This is a genomic window from Nocardia macrotermitis, assembly GCF_009604405.1.
Taxonomy (GTDB): Bacteria; Actinomycetota; Actinomycetes; order Mycobacteriales; family Mycobacteriaceae; genus Nocardia; species Nocardia macrotermitis.
In genome coordinates this window covers 670725-688999 of sequence record NZ_WEGK01000001.1, presented here as the reverse complement: position 1 = coordinate 688999, position 18275 = coordinate 670725, and the positions used below count along the sequence as shown (strand labels likewise).

General features: G+C 68.4%; 18 protein-coding genes. 7 read left to right on the top strand and 11 right to left on the bottom strand.

The annotated features are described in order from the left end of the window. Window position 1: 1 nt before the first annotated feature. Window positions 2-1294: an HRDC domain-containing protein gene (locus NRB20_RS03055; protein ID WP_153407583.1), complete on the bottom strand. Its 1293-nt coding sequence runs from the start codon at window positions 1292-1294 to the stop codon at window positions 2-4. A 22-nt stretch (window positions 1295-1316) separates the two neighbouring features. Beyond that, complete coding sequence (locus NRB20_RS03050; protein ID WP_153407839.1) at window positions 1317-1868, bottom strand: DUF3000 domain-containing protein; 552 nt, start codon at window positions 1866-1868, stop codon at window positions 1317-1319. Window positions 1869-2051: 183 nt separating this feature from the next. On the opposite strand from NRB20_RS03050, the gene hemE reads away from it, so the two are divergent. From hemE to hemQ, 3 genes are all read left to right on the top strand, one after another. Beyond that, the gene (hemE, locus tag NRB20_RS03045; RefSeq protein ID WP_153407582.1) at window positions 2052-3131 is read left to right on the top strand and encodes a uroporphyrinogen decarboxylase; all 1080 of its coding nucleotides are present in this window, start codon (window positions 2052-2054) and stop codon (window positions 3129-3131) included. An 81-nt stretch (window positions 3132-3212) separates the two neighbouring features. Further along, on the top strand, window positions 3213-4562 hold the full coding sequence (locus tag NRB20_RS03040; RefSeq protein WP_153407581.1) for a protoporphyrinogen oxidase: 1350 nt from the start codon (window positions 3213-3215) through the stop codon (window positions 4560-4562). Window positions 4563-4739: 177 nt separating this feature from the next. Continuing rightward, window positions 4740-5435: a hydrogen peroxide-dependent heme synthase gene (gene hemQ / locus NRB20_RS03035; RefSeq protein WP_153407580.1), complete on the top strand. Its 696-nt coding sequence runs from the start codon at window positions 4740-4742 to the stop codon at window positions 5433-5435. Between the two features lie 314 nt (window positions 5436-5749). Here hemQ and NRB20_RS03030 read toward each other — a convergent pair whose 3' ends face one another. Continuing rightward, window positions 5750-6310 carry a TetR/AcrR family transcriptional regulator gene (locus NRB20_RS03030; protein ID WP_153407579.1) on the bottom strand — a complete coding sequence of 187 codons (561 nt, stop codon included), beginning with the start codon at window positions 6308-6310 and terminating at the stop codon, window positions 5750-5752. 95 nt (window positions 6311-6405) lie between these two features. Between NRB20_RS03030 and NRB20_RS03025 the strand changes: the two genes are divergently transcribed. After that, window positions 6406-7584 carry an MFS transporter gene (locus tag NRB20_RS03025; RefSeq protein WP_153407578.1) on the top strand — a complete coding sequence of 393 codons (1179 nt, stop codon included), beginning with the start codon at window positions 6406-6408 and terminating at the stop codon, window positions 7582-7584. Between the two features lie 96 nt (window positions 7585-7680). Here NRB20_RS03025 and NRB20_RS03020 read toward each other — a convergent pair whose 3' ends face one another. Together NRB20_RS03020 and NRB20_RS03015 are read right to left on the bottom strand one after the other, a co-directional pair. Beyond that, window positions 7681-8766: an NAD(P)H-dependent amine dehydrogenase family protein gene (locus tag NRB20_RS03020; protein WP_153407577.1), complete on the bottom strand. Its 1086-nt coding sequence runs from the start codon at window positions 8764-8766 to the stop codon at window positions 7681-7683. Window positions 8767-8799: 33 nt separating this feature from the next. Then, on the bottom strand, window positions 8800-9795 hold the full coding sequence (locus NRB20_RS03015) for a Rieske 2Fe-2S domain-containing protein (RefSeq protein ID WP_153407576.1): 996 nt from the start codon (window positions 9793-9795) through the stop codon (window positions 8800-8802). Between the two features lie 183 nt (window positions 9796-9978). On the opposite strand from NRB20_RS03015, the gene NRB20_RS03010 reads away from it, so the two are divergent. After that, on the top strand, window positions 9979-10587 hold the full coding sequence (locus tag NRB20_RS03010) for a TetR/AcrR family transcriptional regulator (protein WP_406603779.1): 609 nt from the start codon (window positions 9979-9981) through the stop codon (window positions 10585-10587). 23 nt (window positions 10588-10610) lie between these two features. Here the strand turns inward: NRB20_RS03010 and NRB20_RS03005 are convergent, their stop codons facing one another. The 5 genes from NRB20_RS03005 to NRB20_RS02985 form a co-directional block, all read right to left on the bottom strand. After that, a complete protein-coding gene (locus NRB20_RS03005; protein ID WP_319944376.1) occupies window positions 10611-10928 on the bottom strand; it encodes a DUF222 domain-containing protein in 318 nt (105 codons plus the stop codon). Between the two features lie 95 nt (window positions 10929-11023). Further along, on the bottom strand, window positions 11024-11467 hold the full coding sequence (msrB, locus tag NRB20_RS03000; protein WP_153407574.1) for a peptide-methionine (R)-S-oxide reductase MsrB: 444 nt from the start codon (window positions 11465-11467) through the stop codon (window positions 11024-11026). 117 nt (window positions 11468-11584) lie between these two features. Then, on the bottom strand, window positions 11585-12937 hold the full coding sequence (locus NRB20_RS02995; RefSeq protein WP_319944375.1) for a glycosyltransferase family 87 protein: 1353 nt from the start codon (window positions 12935-12937) through the stop codon (window positions 11585-11587). Between the two features lie 96 nt (window positions 12938-13033). Beyond that, on the bottom strand, window positions 13034-14593 hold the full coding sequence (locus NRB20_RS02990) for an alpha/beta fold hydrolase (protein WP_153407573.1): 1560 nt from the start codon (window positions 14591-14593) through the stop codon (window positions 13034-13036). 32 nt (window positions 14594-14625) lie between these two features. Then, a complete protein-coding gene (locus NRB20_RS02985) occupies window positions 14626-15399 on the bottom strand; it encodes a pyrimidine reductase family protein (RefSeq protein WP_153407835.1) in 774 nt (257 codons plus the stop codon). Between the two features lie 35 nt (window positions 15400-15434). Between NRB20_RS02985 and zapE the strand changes: the two genes are divergently transcribed. Then, window positions 15435-16454: a cell division protein ZapE gene (zapE, locus tag NRB20_RS02980; RefSeq protein WP_319944374.1), complete on the top strand. Its 1020-nt coding sequence runs from the start codon at window positions 15435-15437 to the stop codon at window positions 16452-16454. Window positions 16455-16568: 114 nt separating this feature from the next. Further along, window positions 16569-17378 carry a tyrosine-protein phosphatase gene (locus tag NRB20_RS02975; RefSeq protein ID WP_153407572.1) on the top strand — a complete coding sequence of 270 codons (810 nt, stop codon included), beginning with the start codon at window positions 16569-16571 and terminating at the stop codon, window positions 17376-17378. A 309-nt stretch (window positions 17379-17687) separates the two neighbouring features. On the opposite strand, the gene NRB20_RS02970 is transcribed toward NRB20_RS02975, so the two are convergent. After that, the gene (locus tag NRB20_RS02970; protein WP_227833117.1) at window positions 17688-18257 is read right to left on the bottom strand and encodes a GNAT family N-acetyltransferase; all 570 of its coding nucleotides are present in this window, start codon (window positions 18255-18257) and stop codon (window positions 17688-17690) included. Window positions 18258-18275 lie beyond the last annotated feature (18 nt).

The following is an 18275-nucleotide window of genomic DNA, read 5'->3' as shown; positions in this document are numbered from 1 at the left end:
CTCAGTGTTCGTGAGCGGGCGGGACAGTGGCGAACAGGGCCTCGGCCAGCGGGGCGACGTCCAATTCGCGCTGCCAGGGTCGGGCTCCACCGGCGGCCAGATAGCTGTCGATCGCGCGAGCCGGATCGTCGGGGGCTGTGCCGGAACGGAATTCGGGCAGCCCGTCCCAGCACAGGCGGCGCAGCAGATCCGGGGTCAGCAGGTTCTCGATCGGCACCGAATAGCGCGTCGACAGCTCGCTCATGGCGGCGCGGGCGGCGGTGAGCCGGGCCGAGGCGACCGGATCACGCCGCTCCCAGCGGTTCACCGGGGGCGGGCCGTCGAACGGTTGCGCGATCGTGGGCAGGGCCGAATCCGGTAGCGCGCGTGCCCGTTCCACCGCACCGAGCCAGTCCCGGGAGTACCGGCGCTGGCGCGGGCCACCGAAGACCGGCAGCGCCCGCAGTGCGGCGAGGTTCTTGGGGTCGGCGTTCGCGGCCGCCACGATCGCCGAATCCGGCAGGATCCGCGCCGGGGCGATATCCCGGCTCCGGGCCAGATCGTCACGGGTGGACCACAATTCGCGCACCACCGCGAGCTGACGCGGTCGGCGCAGCGTGTGGATACCCGAGGTGCGCCGCCACCGCTCCGGCTTCGGCGCGGCGGGCTCGATGGTCCGCACATGCTCGAATTCCTGTGCGGCCCAATCGGTCTTACCCTGGTCGTGCAGCGATCCGGCGACCGCCTCACGCAATTCCAGCAGCAATTCCACATCGAGCGCGGCGTAGTTGAGCCAGTCGTCCGGGAGCGGGCGGGTGGACCAGTCCGCGGCGCCGTGTCCCTTGCGCAATTCGCGGCCCAGTAATTTCTCCACCATCGCGGCCAACCCGACGCGTTCGAATCCGGCCAGGCGACCGCCCAATTCGGTGTCGAACAGTCGCGCCGGGCGTAAACCCAGTTCGGCCAGTCCGGGTAGGTCCTGATCGGCCGAATGCAGTACCCATTCCAGACCGTTGATCGCCTCGGCCAACGGTTCCAGCGCATCGGTCACCGGAATCGGATCGATGAGTACGGTGCCCGAACCCGCGCGCCGCAACTGGATCAGATAGGCGCGATTGGAATAGCGGAATCCCGACGCGCGCTCGGCATCCACCGCCAATGGTCCGGTACCGGCGGCCAAACGCGCCGCGATCTGTTCGACGGCCCGCGCCGTATCCGTGACCGGGGGCACGCCCTCGGCGGGTTCGAGCAACGGGACGGCGGCAGCGTCCTGTTCCTCACCCTGGAATTTCGCGGACTCGTCGGCAACTGACATAGCCAAGAACTCTACGTCGCGCTCAGAACTGGTCGTCGGTATTCTGCGGACGCGGCGGCAAATGGGTGATGCCCGCGGGCGGTAGACCGGCCGCATAGGCCAGAACTTCGCAGAATGCCTCGACATGCGGTCCGAGTTCGGGGGAGCCCACCGTCCACGAGGCGCGCAACTCCAATTGATAGGCGCGCGGGGGCCCGGCGATATCGCCGTATCGGATCGAACTGGTCGAGGTGACGGTGCCGCCCAGCGCGGTGAATGCCTCCCCGCGCGATTCCAGCGCGTCCACCAGCCAGCTCCAGGCCACTTCCGGTAGCAGCGGATCGCCCGCCAGGGCCGCGTCGATATCGGCCTGGATGTAGGCGACGAGCCGGAACACCCCGTGCCATGCTTCCTGGCCGTTCGGGTCGTGCAGCAGGATCAGGCGGCCGAATGCGTCGTCCTCGGAATCGACCGGAATCACATTGGTGTCCGGGTGCTTGACTTCGGCACCCAGCGCGTAGGAGTAGGGGGCCAGGCGTTGCGGCGGCCGAATCGGTGCAAGCTCGATCCGGGGGTGCACGGATGCGGTACCCATCGCATCGACCGCGGCGCGAAACTGGGCGGGTTCGCCGGTTGGGCCCGGGGTCGGTGCGGCGCCGTCGCGGAAGTCGAGCGGTGTCACGGATGTGAACCTATCCCTGAACCCGCCGGTACGACCGGAGGCGCGCCGCTGTTCCCTCCTGTCCGGGGCCGAGGCGGGGCGCGGTGGTCGCCTACGATGACGGTGATGAGTACTCCAACACGCCGCCGGTTGTCCGACGCGCCGTTCCTCGCCGCCGCCACCGGAGCGAGTCCGAAGCGGCGTCCCGTCTGGTTCATGCGACAGGCCGGGCGGTCGCTTCCGGAGTATCGCGAGGTGCGGGCCGGGGTCGGCATGCTCGAATCCTGTTTCGATCCCGAGCTGGTCTGCGAGATCACCATGCAGCCGATCCGGCGGCACGGGGTCGATGCGGCGATCCTGTTCTCCGACATCGTCGTTCCGCTCAAGGCGGCCGGAATCGATCTGGACATCGTGCCGGGCGTGGGGCCGGTCGTGGCCGCGCCGGTGCGGTCGACCGCCGATGTGCGGGCGTTGCCGCGGCTGCGGCACGAACAGGTCGGCGCGGTCGCCGAGGGCGTGCGGCTGCTGGTGGCCGAACTCGGTGACACCCCGCTGATCGGATTCGCCGGTGCCCCTTTCACTCTCGCGTCCTATCTGGTCGAGGGTGGGCCCAGCAAGAATCACGAGCGCACCAAGGCCATGATGCTGGCCGATCCCGGCACCTGGCACGAATTGCTCGGTGTACTCACCGATATCACCATCGAATTCCTGCGCGCCCAGTTGGCCGCGGGCGTCGACGCGATGCAGTTGTTCGACTCGTGGGCCGGGGCGTTGTCGCTGGCGCAGTACCGGGAATTCGTACTGCCGCATTCGGAACGGGTCTTCGCGGAGGTCGCCGCGGCCGCCGGGCCGGAACTGCCGCGCATCCACTTCGGCGTCGGCACCGGTGAGCTGCTCGGCGCGATGGGCGAGGCCGGAGCCGATGTGGTCGGCGTGGACTGGCGCGTCCCGCTGACCGAGGCGGTCCGTCGTGTCGGTCCCGGAAAGGCGTTGCAGGGCAACCTCGATCCCGCCACCCTGTTCGCCGGGCCCGAGGTGCTCGAGCGCGAGGTGCGCCGCATCGCCCACGAGGCGGACGAGGCGATCACCCTGGGCGCCGCGGGCCACATCTTCAACCTCGGCCACGGCGTGCTGCCCGACACCGACCCGGGCGCCATCACCGCCACCGTCGAGCTGATCCACAGCCTGCCGGTCTGAGCCCGCTGCCCGAGGTGGGCGGCGGCGGTACCGAGTAGGTTCGGTGCGACGGGTTCGCCGGTGCGGTGAGGAGTGTGGTCGATGCGGGTCGCGGTGGTCGGTGCGGGGATCAGCGGGCTGGTCGCGGCCTATCGGTTGCGGCTCGCACTCGGATCCGAGTTGGAGTTGGCGCTCGTGGAGCGGCGCGAACGGATCGGGGGGACGCTGCACACCGGTGTGCTCGCGGGCGGGCCGGTGGATCTGGGCGCGGAGGCGTTCGTCGGGCGACGCCCCGAAATCCCGGCGCTGCTACGTGAATTGGGCCTCGCGGACCAACTCGTCCATCCCTCCGGGCGGCGGCCGCTGATCTGGTCCGGTGGCACCGCGCATCCGATGCCGGGTGGGACGCTGATGGGCATTCCCGCACAGGCGGATTCGATGACCGGACTGGTCGACGAGGCGACCTTGCGGCGGATCGCCACGGAACCGGATCGGCCCCTGCACTGGAAACCCGGCGATGACGTCTCGGTGGCGGATCTGGTGTCCGAGCGTTTCGGTGCGCAGGTGGTGAGTCGCAGCGTCGAGCCGCTGCTGGGCGGAGTGTATGCGGGACTGGCGAATTCGATCGGCGTGCGGTCCGCGCTGCCGGGGCTGGCCGCCGCGCTCGACGCCGGTGCCGCGAGTCTGTCCGAGGCCGTGTCGCGGGCGCTGCCGCCGCCTTCGACCGCACCGGTGTTCGGCGGCATCCGCGACGGTTACCGCGTCCTGCTCGACGCGCTGCTGGCCGCGGCGTCGCCCGAGCTCGACATCGATACCACCGCAAAGGATTTGACCCGCACCTCGCGCGGCTGGCGGCTCGAACCGGTGGGGGAGTGCGACGCGGTGATCCTGGCCACCCCCGCACCCGTCACCGCCGAGTTGCTCGGCTCGCCCCTGCCCGAGGCCGCCGCCGCGCTCGCGCGGATCGAACTGTCCTCCTCCGCGGTGGTGGCTCTGGCCCTGCCGGTGGACACCCCGCTGCCGGAGAACTCGGGCATCCTGGTCGCCACCGGAGAATCCTTGCGGGCCAAGGCATTCACCCTCTCCAGCCGCAAGTGGCCGCATCTGGCCGAGCGCGACGTCGCGATCGTGCGCGTCTCGTTCGGCCGGTTCGGCGACGACAGCCTGCTGGCACTGTCGGATGCCGAACTGATCGCCGCCGCGACCGAGGACCTGGCGACGGTGACCGGCATCGCGATCCGGCCGGTCACCGCGGCCGTCCAGCGGTGGCGCGGCGGGCTGCCGCAGTACGCGCCCGGACATGCCGAACTGGTGTCCACGATCGAATCTGCGGTCGGCGCGACACCCGGCTTGGCGGTCGCCGGTGCGTACCTGCACGGCGTCGGCGTCCCGGCCTGCGCGGCCTCGGGCACCACGGCGGCCGAGCGGATCCTCGCCGGGGGCGAAGGCTGAACCTCGTCGAACGATGCGTGCGGTCATGTGGAAGACGTTGGCACACAAGAGGTTACGAGTCCACAACTATGTGACAGCCGCACTCTTTGGATGGATCCGCACCGGCTTCGCGCGGCGTGTCGCCGGGCAAGGGGTGCGGCTGTGCGGGGGAACGCTGCGCAGTGGCACCATGGACCCATGGCACGACTCGATTACCAGGCGCTCAATTCCACCATCCGGTATCTGATGTTCTCGGTGTTCCAGGTGCAGCCCGGGGCACTGGGGGAGGATCGCGAGGCGGCGATCAAGGACGCGCGGGCGTTCTTCGACGGTCTCGCGGACAAGGGCGTGGTCGTGCGCGGCCTGTACGACGTCGCCGGCATGCGCGCGGACGCCGATTTCATGGTCTGGTGGCACGCCGACCGGATCGAGGCGCTGCAGGCCGCCTACTCGGATCTGCGTCGCACCACCGAACTGGGCCGGGCCAGCGCGCCGGTGTGGAGCAATGCCGCGGTGCATCGCCCGGCCGAATTCAACAAGAGCCACATCCCGGCCTTCCTCGCCGGTGAGGAGCCAGGCAACTATCTGTGCGTCTACCCGTTCGTGCGCTCGTACGACTGGTACCTGCTGCCCGACGCCGAGCGCCGCAAGATGCTCGCCGACCACGGCAAGGAGGCCCGCGACTACCCCGACGTGCGGGCCAACACCGTCCCGGCCTTCGCGCTCGGCGACTACGAGTGGATCCTCGCCTTCGAGGCCCCCGAACTGCACCGCATCGTGGATCTGATGCGCGACCTGCGCGCCACCGAGGCCCGGCGGCACGTCCGCGAGGAGATCCCGTTCTTCACCGGCCCCCGCGTCGAACTCGAGCAGCTGATCAACTCACTGCCCTGAACCGGCCGGCTCGCAGCGCCCTACCGTTCCGGATCATGCGCCGCGAGCCCCGGTAATTCGGGTCATGCGCAGCGCCCACCCCACCCCGTACCCTTCCCCCGTCGCCTCTGGTGTGTTGCGTCGTCCGAGGGGTGCTGGCGCAGCGAGTCGAGTTGATGCAGTACCCGCCCGGTCACACCAGCCGAGCGCTCTTCGATCTGTCGAAAACCGACACGTCGAAGAGCGCTCGGTCGAATGCACATGGACAGCCCGCCGCCTATGCGGAAACCGGTATTCCGATCTATCTGCTGATCGACCGGGAGGCTGCGGCCGTATCAGGCCATCGCGAGCACGTCGTGGACCAGACGGCTCGCGTAGTCCTGGTCGGCGGCCAGGCCGAAGACGACGTGGTGGTACATCGGTGCGATGACGTGATCCAGGACCTGTTGCTCGGTCGGGACCCGTTCCCCGCGCGCTCGTGCGCGGTTCAGCATCGTCTCGGCCTGTGAGCGGCGCTGTTCCCAGCACGGGCAGGTGGCCACCTCGTCGCGGGCGGACACCATGGCGCGCAGGTAGCGGGTCCGGCGCGGTTGGGTGATGTCCTCGACGACGATTCGAGCCCACGCCGAGAGGTCGCCGCGCAGGGATCCGGTGTCGGGCAGTTCGTCGCCGTCCTTGGTGAGTGCGGCGACGGCGACCTCCTCCAGCAGCGTGTCGATATCGCCCCAGCGGCGGTAGATGCTGGTCGGATTGACCCCCGCCCGGCTGGCCAGCAGCGGGATGGTGATGCGGTCCGCCTTGCCCTCGCCCATGAGCTGGCCGACGGCGGTGTAGACCGCGTCCCGGACTTTCGCGCTGCGCCCGCCCGGCCGCCGGGCTGGTGTGGTGGCCGACATCAGGCCATTATTGCAGAGGTCTTTGTTTTAAGCTGCGCCCCCTGTACCGTCTACTAAAGCAATAGTCTCTGCTTTAACCGACGTGAGGGTTCTCCATGCTGATCGCTCCGGCCACCCGGCGCATATCGTCCGGGCTGGCCACCGTCCTGCCCGCGGCGACCATGCTGACGTTCCTCGCCGCATCCAGCGCGCCGACCCCGCTCTATCGCGTCTACCAGGCGCACTGGGCGTTCTCCGCGGGCATGCTGACGGTGATCTTCGGCGTCTACGCGGTCTGCCTGCTGCTGGCGCTGCTGACCGTCGGATCGCTGTCCGACCACGTGGGACGCCGCCCGGTGATCCTCGTGGCCATCGCGCTGGACGTCGCGGCCATGCTGGTGTTCAGCACCGCGAACGGCGTCGGGTTGCTGATCGTGGCGCGGATGGTGCAGGGCATCGCGACCGGCGCGGCGACCGGTGCGCTGGCCGCGGCGATCCTGGACGCGGAACGGCCACACGGGCCGATCGTGAACAGCATCGCTCCGGTGGCGGGCCTGGCCGTCGGCGGGCTCGGTTCCGCGGCACTGGTCCAGTTCCTGCCGTGGCCGCGGCAGACCGTGTACCTGGTGTTGATCGTGTTCTTCGCGGTCGAGGCGATCGGCACGATCCTGGTGGCCGAGACCTCGCCGATGATTCCCGGCGCACGGGCGGCGCTGCGCCCGAGAGTCGGTATCCCGGCCGCGGCGCGAAAAGCGTTCGCGGCCACCGCACTTCTGGACATCGCGGCGTGGGCGTTGAGCGGTTTCTACCTCTCGCTCGGCCCGAGCCTGGTCCGGGTGGTCACCGGCTCGAACTCGATCCTGCTCGGCGGGCTGCTGGTGTTCACGCTGGCCGGGGTGGGCGCGGCGGCGATCTGGCTGCTGCGCACGGTCGAGGCGGGCCTGGTGATGCGTTCGGCCGCCGCCGCGCTGGCGATCGGGATCGCGGTGACCATCGCGGCGGTTCGGACCGGATCGCCGACGCTGCTGTTCGTGGGCACGGTGATCGCCGGGATCGGCTTCGGCGCAAGCTTTCAGGGCATCACCCGCACCGTCTTCCCGCTCGCCCCGGCCACCGAACGCGGCAAGCTCGTCGCCGCGTTCTACGTGCTCAGCTACCTCGCGTTCTGCATCCCGGCCGTCGCGGCGGGCGTCATCGCGACCACCGTCGGCCTGCTGACCACCGCGACCGGCTACGGCATCATGCTGATCGCGCTCGCGGTCACGGCGCTGATTCCCTGGCGGTCGCGGCGATGACGGCATGAACCGACACCGGTGGCAGCGGTTCGGGGCGGCGTTGGTCGGCGATCGCCCTGGCAGTTGCCGACCAACAGTCCGCGGCCCGGGTGTCGCTCAGATGTTGAATCGCCCGGCGAAGCTGCGCAGTGGCAGATCCGCGCTGGTGATGATCCCCGGACGGGCGGCGACGACGGATTTGATCGAGTTCAGTGCGGGCAGGCCGGTGACGGTCATGCCGATGGAGGCGAAGTTCTCCGGGTTGGACAGGTCGAATCCCTTGCGGGGGAAGATCATGTGCTTGCTGTAGATGTTGGGATCGCCGGTCACCTGGGTGATGTAGCAGCCCTTGATCTCCCAGGACGGATCGGTGTGGGGGGTCATCTGCCATTCGAGGTGGGTCTCCACCCGGGACACCCCGTCGACCATGCCCTGATATTTGATGTAGTTGGCGCCGAGTGAGCCCTTGGGCATGAAGTACCAGCCCAGGTCGACGTCCTTGGTACAGGCGCCGAGTTCGTAGCTGAATTTCACCTCGTCGAGTTCGAGGTCGAACGCGTCGGCCATCAGGTGGACCGCGTCGGCGAACACCGCGGTGTACTTGTAGAGCGAGTCCGGGATGGTCGGATCGTCGATCGGGCGGCCGTAGCCGACGGCCTTCCAGGTGTCGACCGAGTGGTGGCAGGAGACGTCGACCGATTCGATGGTGGTGACGTTCTCGATCTCGGAAACGTCCGCGCTGTGCACGATTCCGAGGATCTGGTTCAGGCCCGGGTTCATGCCGGTGCCGTAGAAGGTCGAGTTCCCGCGTTCGCAGGCGGCCTGGATGACCTCGCTGACCTTGCGGCCCGAGGGGTGCGGGTGGTTCTTGTCGCGGTGGTATCCGGTGATCCAGTCGGCGGTGGTCACCACGTTGATCCCCGCTTCGAGGACCTTCTCGTAGAGGTCCTCGTCCGGGAACACGCCGTGGAAGGTCAGCACGTCGGGCCGGGCGGCGATGATCTCCTCGACCGTCCCGGTGGCGATCACCCCGACCGGATCGATACCGACGATCCCACCCGCGTCCCGGCCGATCTTCTCAGGCGAATAGCAGTGCAGCCCAACGAGTTCCAGATCACGATGAGCGCGGATGCGGCCGATCATCTCGGTGCCGAGGTTGCCGGTGGCGACCTGGAATACCCGGACCTTGCCGGAAGTGCTCATGGCGTGACGCCTTTCTGTCATGGGGGAGGGGTGTCAGCTGATGGGCGCGGCGTCGGGGTAGAACTGCCGCGCCCATGCGCGCAGGGCGGTGAATCCCTGGAATTCCTTGCGCGACAACGCCGGTGGGTCCGAGTAGCGCTGATGGGACCAGATGTGCACGTCCGCGGCGAACTGCTCGATGACGAAATCGGCCATCGTCTTGCCGTAGCGGCTGATCTCGGGGCTGTCGTCGCCGGGTTTGCGGCCGATCCACACGGTGAACCGGACATCGGAGGTGAATTCGTCCACGGGGGTCACCGCGGGCATGGTGCGGTTGTCGACCATGCCCCAGCTCTTGGTGACCGAGCATCCCAGCCCGGCGTTGATCGACTCGACGCCGCTGTTCACCTCGTCCTCGGCCACTCCCTCGTCGAACGCGATGGTGAAATCGACGTACGACACCGGACCGGAGAAGTCGTGCCGGGTGAACTCCGGGACGAACGGCGTCTTGTGCACGAACTTGAAGTGCGCGAAGTCGACGCCGTTCTCCATGACGTACTGCGGGTGCAGTTCCTGTCCCTCCCGGAACAGTGTGGCCGCGGGCACCGGCGGGTAGTAGTCGGCGGCGGTCTTGCCGTCGCCGAACGCGGCGAAGATGTCCGGAACGTCGAAATACGGTGCGCGCCCGTCGATGTCGTACCAGATCCATACCGCTTCGTTCCGTTCGAGGACCGGGTAGCTGCGGATCCGGCGGCCCTTGTTCGGGTGGCTCTCGTACGGGATGCACACGTTGCGGCCCTCGCGGTTCCATTCCCAGCCGTGGAACGGGCAGACGAGATTCTCGCCCTCGACATGGCCGCCGTAGCCCAGGTGCGCCCCGAGATGTTCGCAGTAGGCGTCGAATACCGCGACCCGGCCCGACGCCGAGCGCCAGGCGACCATCTCGCGGCCGAAATATTTCATCCGGTGTACCGCGCCGACGGTGATCTCGGCGCACCAGGCCACTTGGAACCAGCCTGTCGGCTCCATCGACAGTGGCGGTTTCGCCATCTCGGACCTCCAGAACCTTCGCGGGCACCACGGGGAGCTGCTCGGTACCGGAATCCACTGCGGGACAAGCCCTCGCCGAGCGACAATGGTTAGCGTAGAACCCTCTATGAAATAAAACAAGAGCCCTCTGTGAAAGCTGGGACTCCCTGGTCACGAGCCGTACAATCGGCAATTGTGACGGAAGTGGCGGTAGGTGGGCGACGCGCGAACAAGCGGGGGATCGCCTCGCGGGAGAGCATGCTCGAGGCGGCGATCACCTCGCTGGCCACCGGCGATCCCGCCGCGGTTTCGGGGAACCGGATCGCGCGCGATATCGGCGCGACCTGGGGTGTGGTCAAGTATCAGTTCGGTGATATCGACGGCCTGTGGGCCGCGGTGCTGCGCTACACCGCCGACAAACGCGGTGATCTGCCCGCGGGTATCAAACCCGACGGCACGTTGCACGAACGGGTGTCCGCCCTCATCCACGCGATGGCCGCGGGCCTGCGCCGGCCCGAATCCCTGGCGATCGAGACCCTGCGCGCCGCCCTCCCGCGCGACAACGCCGAACTCGAGCGCGACTTCCCCCTGACCGCCGCCGAACTGTCGTCCTGGAAACCCCACTGGGACTCCGCCTGCGAACGCGCCTTCGCCGACCTCGAGGTGGACGCGCTCAAGATCCGGCAGGTCGCCGCACTCATCCCCGCCGCGATGCGCGGCATCACCTCCGAGCGGACCCTGGGCACCTACGGCGACCTCGACGACGCACTCGACGGCCTGATCGGCTCCCTGGTCGCCTACCTCGAAAGCTGACGCCGCCCAGGCGGCCTACGAGCTCAACCCGCCAGCGCGACGGCCCGCCACGCCTTCTTGACGCGTGAGCGGGCGCGCGGAGCGGCGTATTCGATGCGTCGACGCGCCTCGGCGGCACTGATCCGCAGCAGATCACTCAACAGATCCGCGGTGTCCCGGTATCCGGTGTCGGCGGCGAGACCGCGGCGCTCGGCCTCGGCGACGGCCGCGACCATGGCCGCACCCAATCGACGCCGACGGCGTTCGGTTTCGACGAGGGTGCGCAGCAGGTCGACATCGGCCAGGTCCGACCATCTCTGTGGCGCGGCATCCGGTGCCAACGCGGTCGAATGTGTGTTCACGCGCAGCAGCCTACCTCATTAACGAACATATGTTCGATTATGAAAAAACAGCACTGAAGTGCCACAGCAACTTCGGTCAGCGGTCGACTGGGGTGTCAGCTGGTGGGCCCCTCCGACGGCGTCAGGCGCAGCGAGATCGAGTTGATGCAGTATCGCTTGTCGGTCGGGGTGGGGTAGCCCTCGCCCTCGAAGACGTGGCCGAGGTGGCTGTGGCAGTTGGCGCAGAGTACCTCGACGCGGCGCATGCCGAGGGTGTCGTCGGTGCGCAGGATCACCGCGTCCGAGTCGGCGGGGTCGAAGAACGAGGGCCAGCCACAGTGGGAGTGGAACTTCTCGGTGCTGCGGAACAGTTCGGCGCCGCAGGCGCGGCACTGGTAGACGCCGGCGGTTTCGGTGTCGGTGTATTCGCCGGTGTAGGGGCGTTCGGTGCCGGCCTCGCGGAGGACCGCGTACTCCTGCGGGGTGAGTTTGGCCCGCCATTCCTGCGGGGTGAGCACGATCTTGGGTGCGGGCGACGACGTTTCGGACTCGGAACTCATGCCCCGATTCTAATGAGTCGGCTGACCGCGCCGCCGGGCCGAGGCGCGCGCGAGTGGGCCGGGCTCAGGCCGGGCTGAAGTACCACCGGTCGCTGCCGGACGGATATTCGAATCGGCTCAGCGCAGTACCCCGGCCTCGTTCGGCGCGGTGGTGGGTTGCTCGTCGTCGGGGTCGGCCAGGTCGGTCGGCGCGGGAGCCGAGGGCGCGGGGGAGCGCGGCGGGCGGGGCGCGTCCGGCAGGGTTGCCGGGTTGTGTTCGGGGAGCAGGAATGTCGGGTCGATGCCGGAATCGAGCCTGCCCTCGCGGCGTGCGGCCAGATACCGGTCGCCGAGGACGCAGAACGTCACGAACAGCAGCAGCGCCCAGCCGAAGGTGATCCGCAGGTACTCCAGATCCCGGCCGATGCTCTGCCAGTGGTCCAGCAGCCACTTGTCGAAGGTGGTGAAGCCGAATATCGCCAGCCAGGCGGGCCAGTTCCGCAGCACCGAATTGCGCAGCACCACCGTCATCAGGAACGGGAACAGCAGCATCGAGTAGTACTGCTGGCCCAGGCCGCTGATCAGGAACTCGGCCAGCAGCAGGACACCGGAACTGGTGCAGATGAAGAACAACTCGTCGTTGCGGTAGTACCGGTACAGCAGCCACAGCGAGACCAGCACGAGCACACCCATACCGATCCGGATACCCCAGGTCAGCAGCGACGGCAGACCCAGATACGCGGAGATGCCCGGAATCGAGCTGTTGAAGTAGTCGCGGGCCTGGATCGAATACGGCATGGTCCGATTCAGATAATCCATCGGATCCTTGATCAGCGGCAGCGCGATGGCCGTCAGCACGACCGGAATACCGATCGCGGGCACGAAGACCTTCCACTGCCGCCGCATCAGCGGTATCAGCAACATCGGAGCCAACGTCGGCTTCACCGCGATCGACAGACCCATCACCACCCCGGCCCACCACTCCCGGCGGCTCAGCAGCAGCGCGATGAACAGCACCTCCGCGAGCAGGATGCACCCGTTCACATTGCCGAAAGCCAGTGTGTTGATGACGGTTTCGGAGGAGAACATGAGCAGCAGCGTCAGCGGCGCGGCATAGGACTTGATACTCAGCTTGAACAGCTTGAGCAGCAGCAGCCACGCGATCAGCATCGCGATCGCGTTGAGCGAGTCGAAGCACCATTTCGACCGTTCCGGGTCGATGATCGCCAGCGGCGCGATGAGCAGCGTCCCGCTCGGCGGATACAGGTAGTGCGGGTCGACCAGGTCGAAGTTCTCGGCGTAGATCGGCCGTCCGTTGAGGAAAGCCAGGGACGCCTTGTACACCGGCGCGAAATCGTCGGTGATGTTGAAGTTCGTCGCCTTGACGATGACCTGATGCAGCACTGTCATGACCGCGAACGGCCAGAGTGCGAAGTTCAGGACCTCGGAGGTCGTACGAGCGGTGCGTGGCTCGAGCTGACGAAGGAACACTGGGGCACGGTACACCGGAAAGTACCCAGCCCGTTGCTCGGACCCGCCTGAAACCGCGTCGTGGCGTGTCTGTGTGGCCTGCGGGCCTTTACGTCGTCAGGCGGGGCAGGCGGTGCCGTCTGCGGGCAGGGCGGCATCCTTCAGGTAACCGACCAGGTTCTGCTGCACGCAGGCCGAGTGAGTGAATACCGGGTAACCCCAGCCCTGCCAGGTGACCGTGGACGTCTTGGCCCCCGCGCTGGCGAGCGCGCCGGTGACCGAGGGACGCGCGTCGCTGCCCGCGATCGGATTCGCGTCGTTGCCCAATACCAGGGTCGGCAGCGCGAACGTGCGGGGCAGTTGCGCCGGATTCGGGGTCGGCCACGCGGTACAGGCCATGAGACCGATCGCGGTCGCCTCACCGAACACGGGATACTGCTTGGCCCAAGCGGTTTCGAGCTGTTTGACCCGGTCCGGGGTCGCCGGTTTCTGGTTGTCGCTACACGCCGAGACGAACTGCCCGTCGGCGTCGGTGGCGGCCGATTCCCGGGTGATCAGCTGATTCAGGGCGGTGGTGTCGCCGTTGCCCGCCGCGGACAACGCGTCGGCCAGGTCGGTGGTGTGATCGGCCTGATCGGCGCGCGGTTCGGCGAGGAATCCGGAGACGCCGGTCAGCAGCTCGTTCGCGGAGATGCCGCCGAGCTGGTTGGCGGCGGCGCGGTTGACCAGCGTGATGATCGCGCCGCGCGGATCGCTGCCGAGCGAGCAGTTCAACGCCGCGCAGTGCTGGGCGAACGCGGTCAGCGCCGCCTCGGACCCCTTGACGCGCTGTTCGGCGCGGGTCGCGGAATCGGCGTTGGCGGCTATCGGGGTGTCCAGGACCAGGCGGGCCAGATGCTCGCCGTACTTGGCCGAATAGGCCAGCGCGACGCGCGCGCCGTCGCCGGTGCCCAGCAACGCGATGTGGTCGACCTGCCACTGCTTGCGCAGTTGATCGATGTCGTCGGCGGCGTGGGCGGCGTCGAAGGTGGCCTGATAGGGCTGCAGGAAGTCCTGACACGCGATGGTGGCGTCCTGGCTGACCTTGGCCATCGCACCGATCCGGTTGCCCTTGGCGGACTGGTCGTTGTCCGCGAGGCTGCGCCGGGTGTCGTCGTCCAGGCAGTTGATCGGCTGGGAGCCGCCCAGGCCGCGCCGGTCCACCGCGACGATCGGATGCGCGGCCAGCACCGCCGAGGTGGGGCCGGTGACCAGTCCGGCGAGGGTCGCGGTGGAGGACCGGTCCGCGCCGGAGGTCAGCACCAGGGGCGTGGCGGTCGCGGGAGTCTGCGGCAGCCGGGCGCGGACCGCGGCGTTGCGGAAGGTGCCCAGCACCGCGCCCCCGGCATCGATCGGGGTGGAGTAGTCGCCGCACTCGAAGATCAGTCCGGCCGGTGGTGCGCCCAGGCCGAGCTTGGTGAACGTCGCGGCCGCGCAGTCGTGCCAGGCCAGATCCGTCTTGGGCACCTCGGCGGACGGCGGTGCGGCGGGGGCCGAGCTGCTGGTGGCGGCCGAGCCGCCGGAATGCGGGCGGACCTCGGCGATTCCCGGACGATCGGACGGGCCGGCGCCGCAGGCGGCGGTGAGGAGGATCGTCAGCGATGACGATGCCAGCAGTGCGGCTCGAGTCCTGCGCATGCGATACAGCCTGCCAGGTCCGGTGGGCGCTTTCAGCCTTGGGTGCGGACGCGTTCCCAGCGGGTCAGGATGGTGCCGTCGTCGTCCAGCAGTGCGTGCCGCAACGTCATCGGGGTCGGCAACGCCTTGGGGGACTTCGCAATTCGGCCCGCGGTACCGCCGATGAGCAGCGGCGATGCGGTGAGGCAGAGTTCCTCGACGACGCCCGCGGCGATCAGGTCGCCGAACAGCGAGGGGCCGCCCTCGCACAGCACGCGCAGCAAGCCGCGTTCGGCGAGGGCCGCGCGAATGTCCGGTGCGGCCACCCCGGTGTCGCCGCATTCGATCACCTCGGCGCCGGCGTCGGCGAGGGCGCGTTTGCGGTTGGCCGGTGCGCCGGCGGTGGTGAGGATCATCGGCGGGCGCGCGGTGTCGGTGAACAGCCGTCCGGCCGGATCCAGCGACGCGCTCGCGGTCACCACCGCGATCGGGGGCGGGGCGCCGTCCGGACTGCCGCCGAGGCCGTGGTGGAACAGGCGCTGGCGGCGGTGCGCGTCGGTGTGCGCGCCGCCGTAGTTCTCCTGACGCGCCGTCCCCGCGCCGACCAGCACCACATCGGCCAGATCCCGCAGAATTTCGAACACCGCGCGGTCGGCCGCACTGCCCAGCGCACCGGACCGTCCGTCGACGGTGGCCGCGCCGTCGATGCTGGTGACGAAGTTGACTCGGATCCAAGGGGATTCGAGGGCGGCGGGATAGGCGTACAGCCGCAGGAGCTCGTCCGGCCCCAGGGTTGTGAACTGGATCGCATTGGGCACACGCTGCATAAGCACCGATCACACCACGTCAGTACGCTACTTGCGTGCAGCAACGCCTCGTCGATCGCCATCCGGAAGTTCCGGCCGATCAACTCATCGCCCAGATGGTGCCCCCGCCCACATTCGACGAGGTGAGCTTCGACTCGTACATTCCGGACCCGAACGAGCCGAGTCAGGCCGAGGCCGTGCGCAAGGCGCGCGATTTCGCCGGTCGGGTCGCGTCGATCCACGCGGCCTCGAACCGCAAGAGCCTGTTCGGCAAGAAGAAGCAGGTGCAGGGCGCGGGTCTGTATCTGGACGGCGGCTTCGGCGTCGGTAAGACGCACCTGCTGGCCTCGATCTTCCACGCCTCGCCCGCGCCGAGATCGTTCGGCACCTTCGGTGAGCTCACCAATCTGGTGGGCGCGCTGGGGTTCACGAACGCGGTGGACCGGCTCGCGAGCAACAGCGTGCTGTGCATCGATGAGTTCGAACTCGACGATCCGGGTGACACCACGCTGGTCTCGCGGCTGCTGACGGAGTTGACCGCGCGCGGCGTGTCGGTCGCGGCGACCTCCAACACGTTGCCCAGTCAGCTCGGTGAGGGACGTTTCGCCGCACAGGATTTCCTGCGCGAGATCAAGAAGCTGGGTTCGCTGTTCGAGACGGTGCGGGTGGACGGCCCGGACTACCGGCATCGCGATCTGCCGCCCGCGCCCGAACCGACCGCGCCCGAGCTGCTGGCCGAGAAGGCCGCGGCCACACCGGGTGCCACGCTCGACGACTTCGACGCGCTGCTGAAGCATCTGAGCACCCTGCACCCCTCGCGGTTCGGCGCGCTGATCTCCGGAGTGAGCGCGGTGTTCATCGCGGACGTGCACGAGGTGAGCGATCAGGCGGTGGCGTTGCGGGTGGTCGTGCTGGCCGACCGGCTCTACGACGCGGGCATTCCGGTGACGGTGTCCGGGGCGAAGCTGGACGCGATCTTCTCGCAGGAGATGCTCGACGGCGGTTATCGCAAGAAGTACCTGCGTGCCATTTCCCGGTTGCTCGCCCTCTCTAGATTCGAGGTGCCCGCGAGCTGATCGGACGGTCTCCCGGGGTACCGTCACGTGCGGTACGAAAAAACCTGGACGGTCGTTCAGGATGACGGTGGCCGGCATCGTGCGGGTCGCCGACCCGAGCAGATCGGAGCTGTGATGGGCCATCGTTCGATTCGCGTCACCGCCGCGGTGGTCGCCGCCGCGACCATCGCCCTGGGACCCGCGGTGGGCACCGCCCTGGCCGCCGATCCGCCCGCGGCTACCGCATCGGTCCTGGACACCACCACGCAGCGCGCCCTGCCGCTACAGGGTGTGGCGAACGCCCGTGACCTGGGTGGATACCGCACGGCCGACGGTCGGGTGGTGCGCACCGGCCTGGTGTTCCGCACCGGCGACCTGAGCAAGGCGACGAGTGCCGATCTGGGTGCTCTCACCGCGCGCAAGGTCCGCTACATCGACGATCTGCGGACCTCGTACGAGCGGATGCTGTCCCCGGACCGGGTGCCCGCCGGTGCGACCGCCAACTGGGACGACATCATCGGGCAGGCGCCGCCGCAGGTGCTGGCCTCGAGCATGTTCGCGGGGAGCGACCTGTACCAGGCGTTCATCACCGCGCCGGGGGCGAATCAGAGTTTCGCGAACGTGCTGCGCGATATCGCCCGCACACCCGGCGAGGCGGTGCTATATCACTGCAGCGCGGGTAAGGACCGCACCGGTTGGATGTCCGCGGTGCTGCTGACCGTCCTGGGTGTGGATCGCAAGACGGTCGACTACGACTTCATGCTGTCGAACTACTACCGCAACGCGCGCCCCGGCGACATGGTCAACGGCGTCTCCCAGTCGGCCCTGGACGCTGCCTTCGCCCAGGTCGACAAGTCCTACGGCAGTTTCGACAACTACGTCCATCAAGGTCTGAAGCTGACCAACGCCGATGTCGCCGCGTTGAAGGCCAAACTGCTGCGCTGATCGCCATCACCGGATCGGCGGGCGAACATCGCGTCGTTCGGATCGCCGCGTCGTCGGTACTGCCAGGGGTGGCACCCTGACCGGATAACACACGTCTGTGCGTTTGTGCGTCTGTGTCCGTGGGGCGTGCGTTCGTGCGTGGGGCTGTGGGGTCGTGCCCGTGCGTCCGTGCGTAGGGCCGTGCGTGCGTGGGGCTGTGCGTTCGTGGGGTCGTGCGTGGGGCTGTGCGTTCGTGGGGTCGTGCGTGGGGCTGTGCGTTCGTGGGGTAGGGGGGCTGTGGGACCGTAATACGTTCGGCTGGAACGGATTTCAGGTCGAAGCGGCAGGCTCCAAAGCGTGTTGCATGAGGTAGTCGTGGCAGATGGTGTCGCCTACGGTGAAGGTGCGGGTGCCGACGGCGTGGAAGCCGCGTTTGGTGTAGAAGCGCTGGGCGCGGGCGTTGTCCTGGTTGACGCCCAGCCAGGCGCCCGCGTAGCCGTGGTCGCGGGCGTGGTCCAGGGCTGCGGTCATCAGCGCGGTGGACACCCCGCTGCCGTGGTGGCCGGACAGCACGTACATCTTGTTGATCTCCAGCACCGGCCGCAGGTCCACCGCGCCCGCGACGACCGGATCGGTGGGGCCGCCCCCGATCAGCATGGTGTAGCCGACGATCTGCCCGCCGGATACCGCCTTGAGCACGGTGCGGTCGGGGTCGCTGAGATAGTCGCCGAACCGTTCGTCCGAGAGCGCCTCGTCGATGTAGGTCTCGATATCGGCCGTGGCCAGGCCGGGCGGACAGGCGAGTGGGAAGGTCGCGGCCGCGACATCGGAGATGGCCTCGGCGTCCCAGAGTCCGGCACGGTCCACGGTGACCATGGTGTCGTCGTTCACGCGAACCATCGCATCACATCGGCCGCG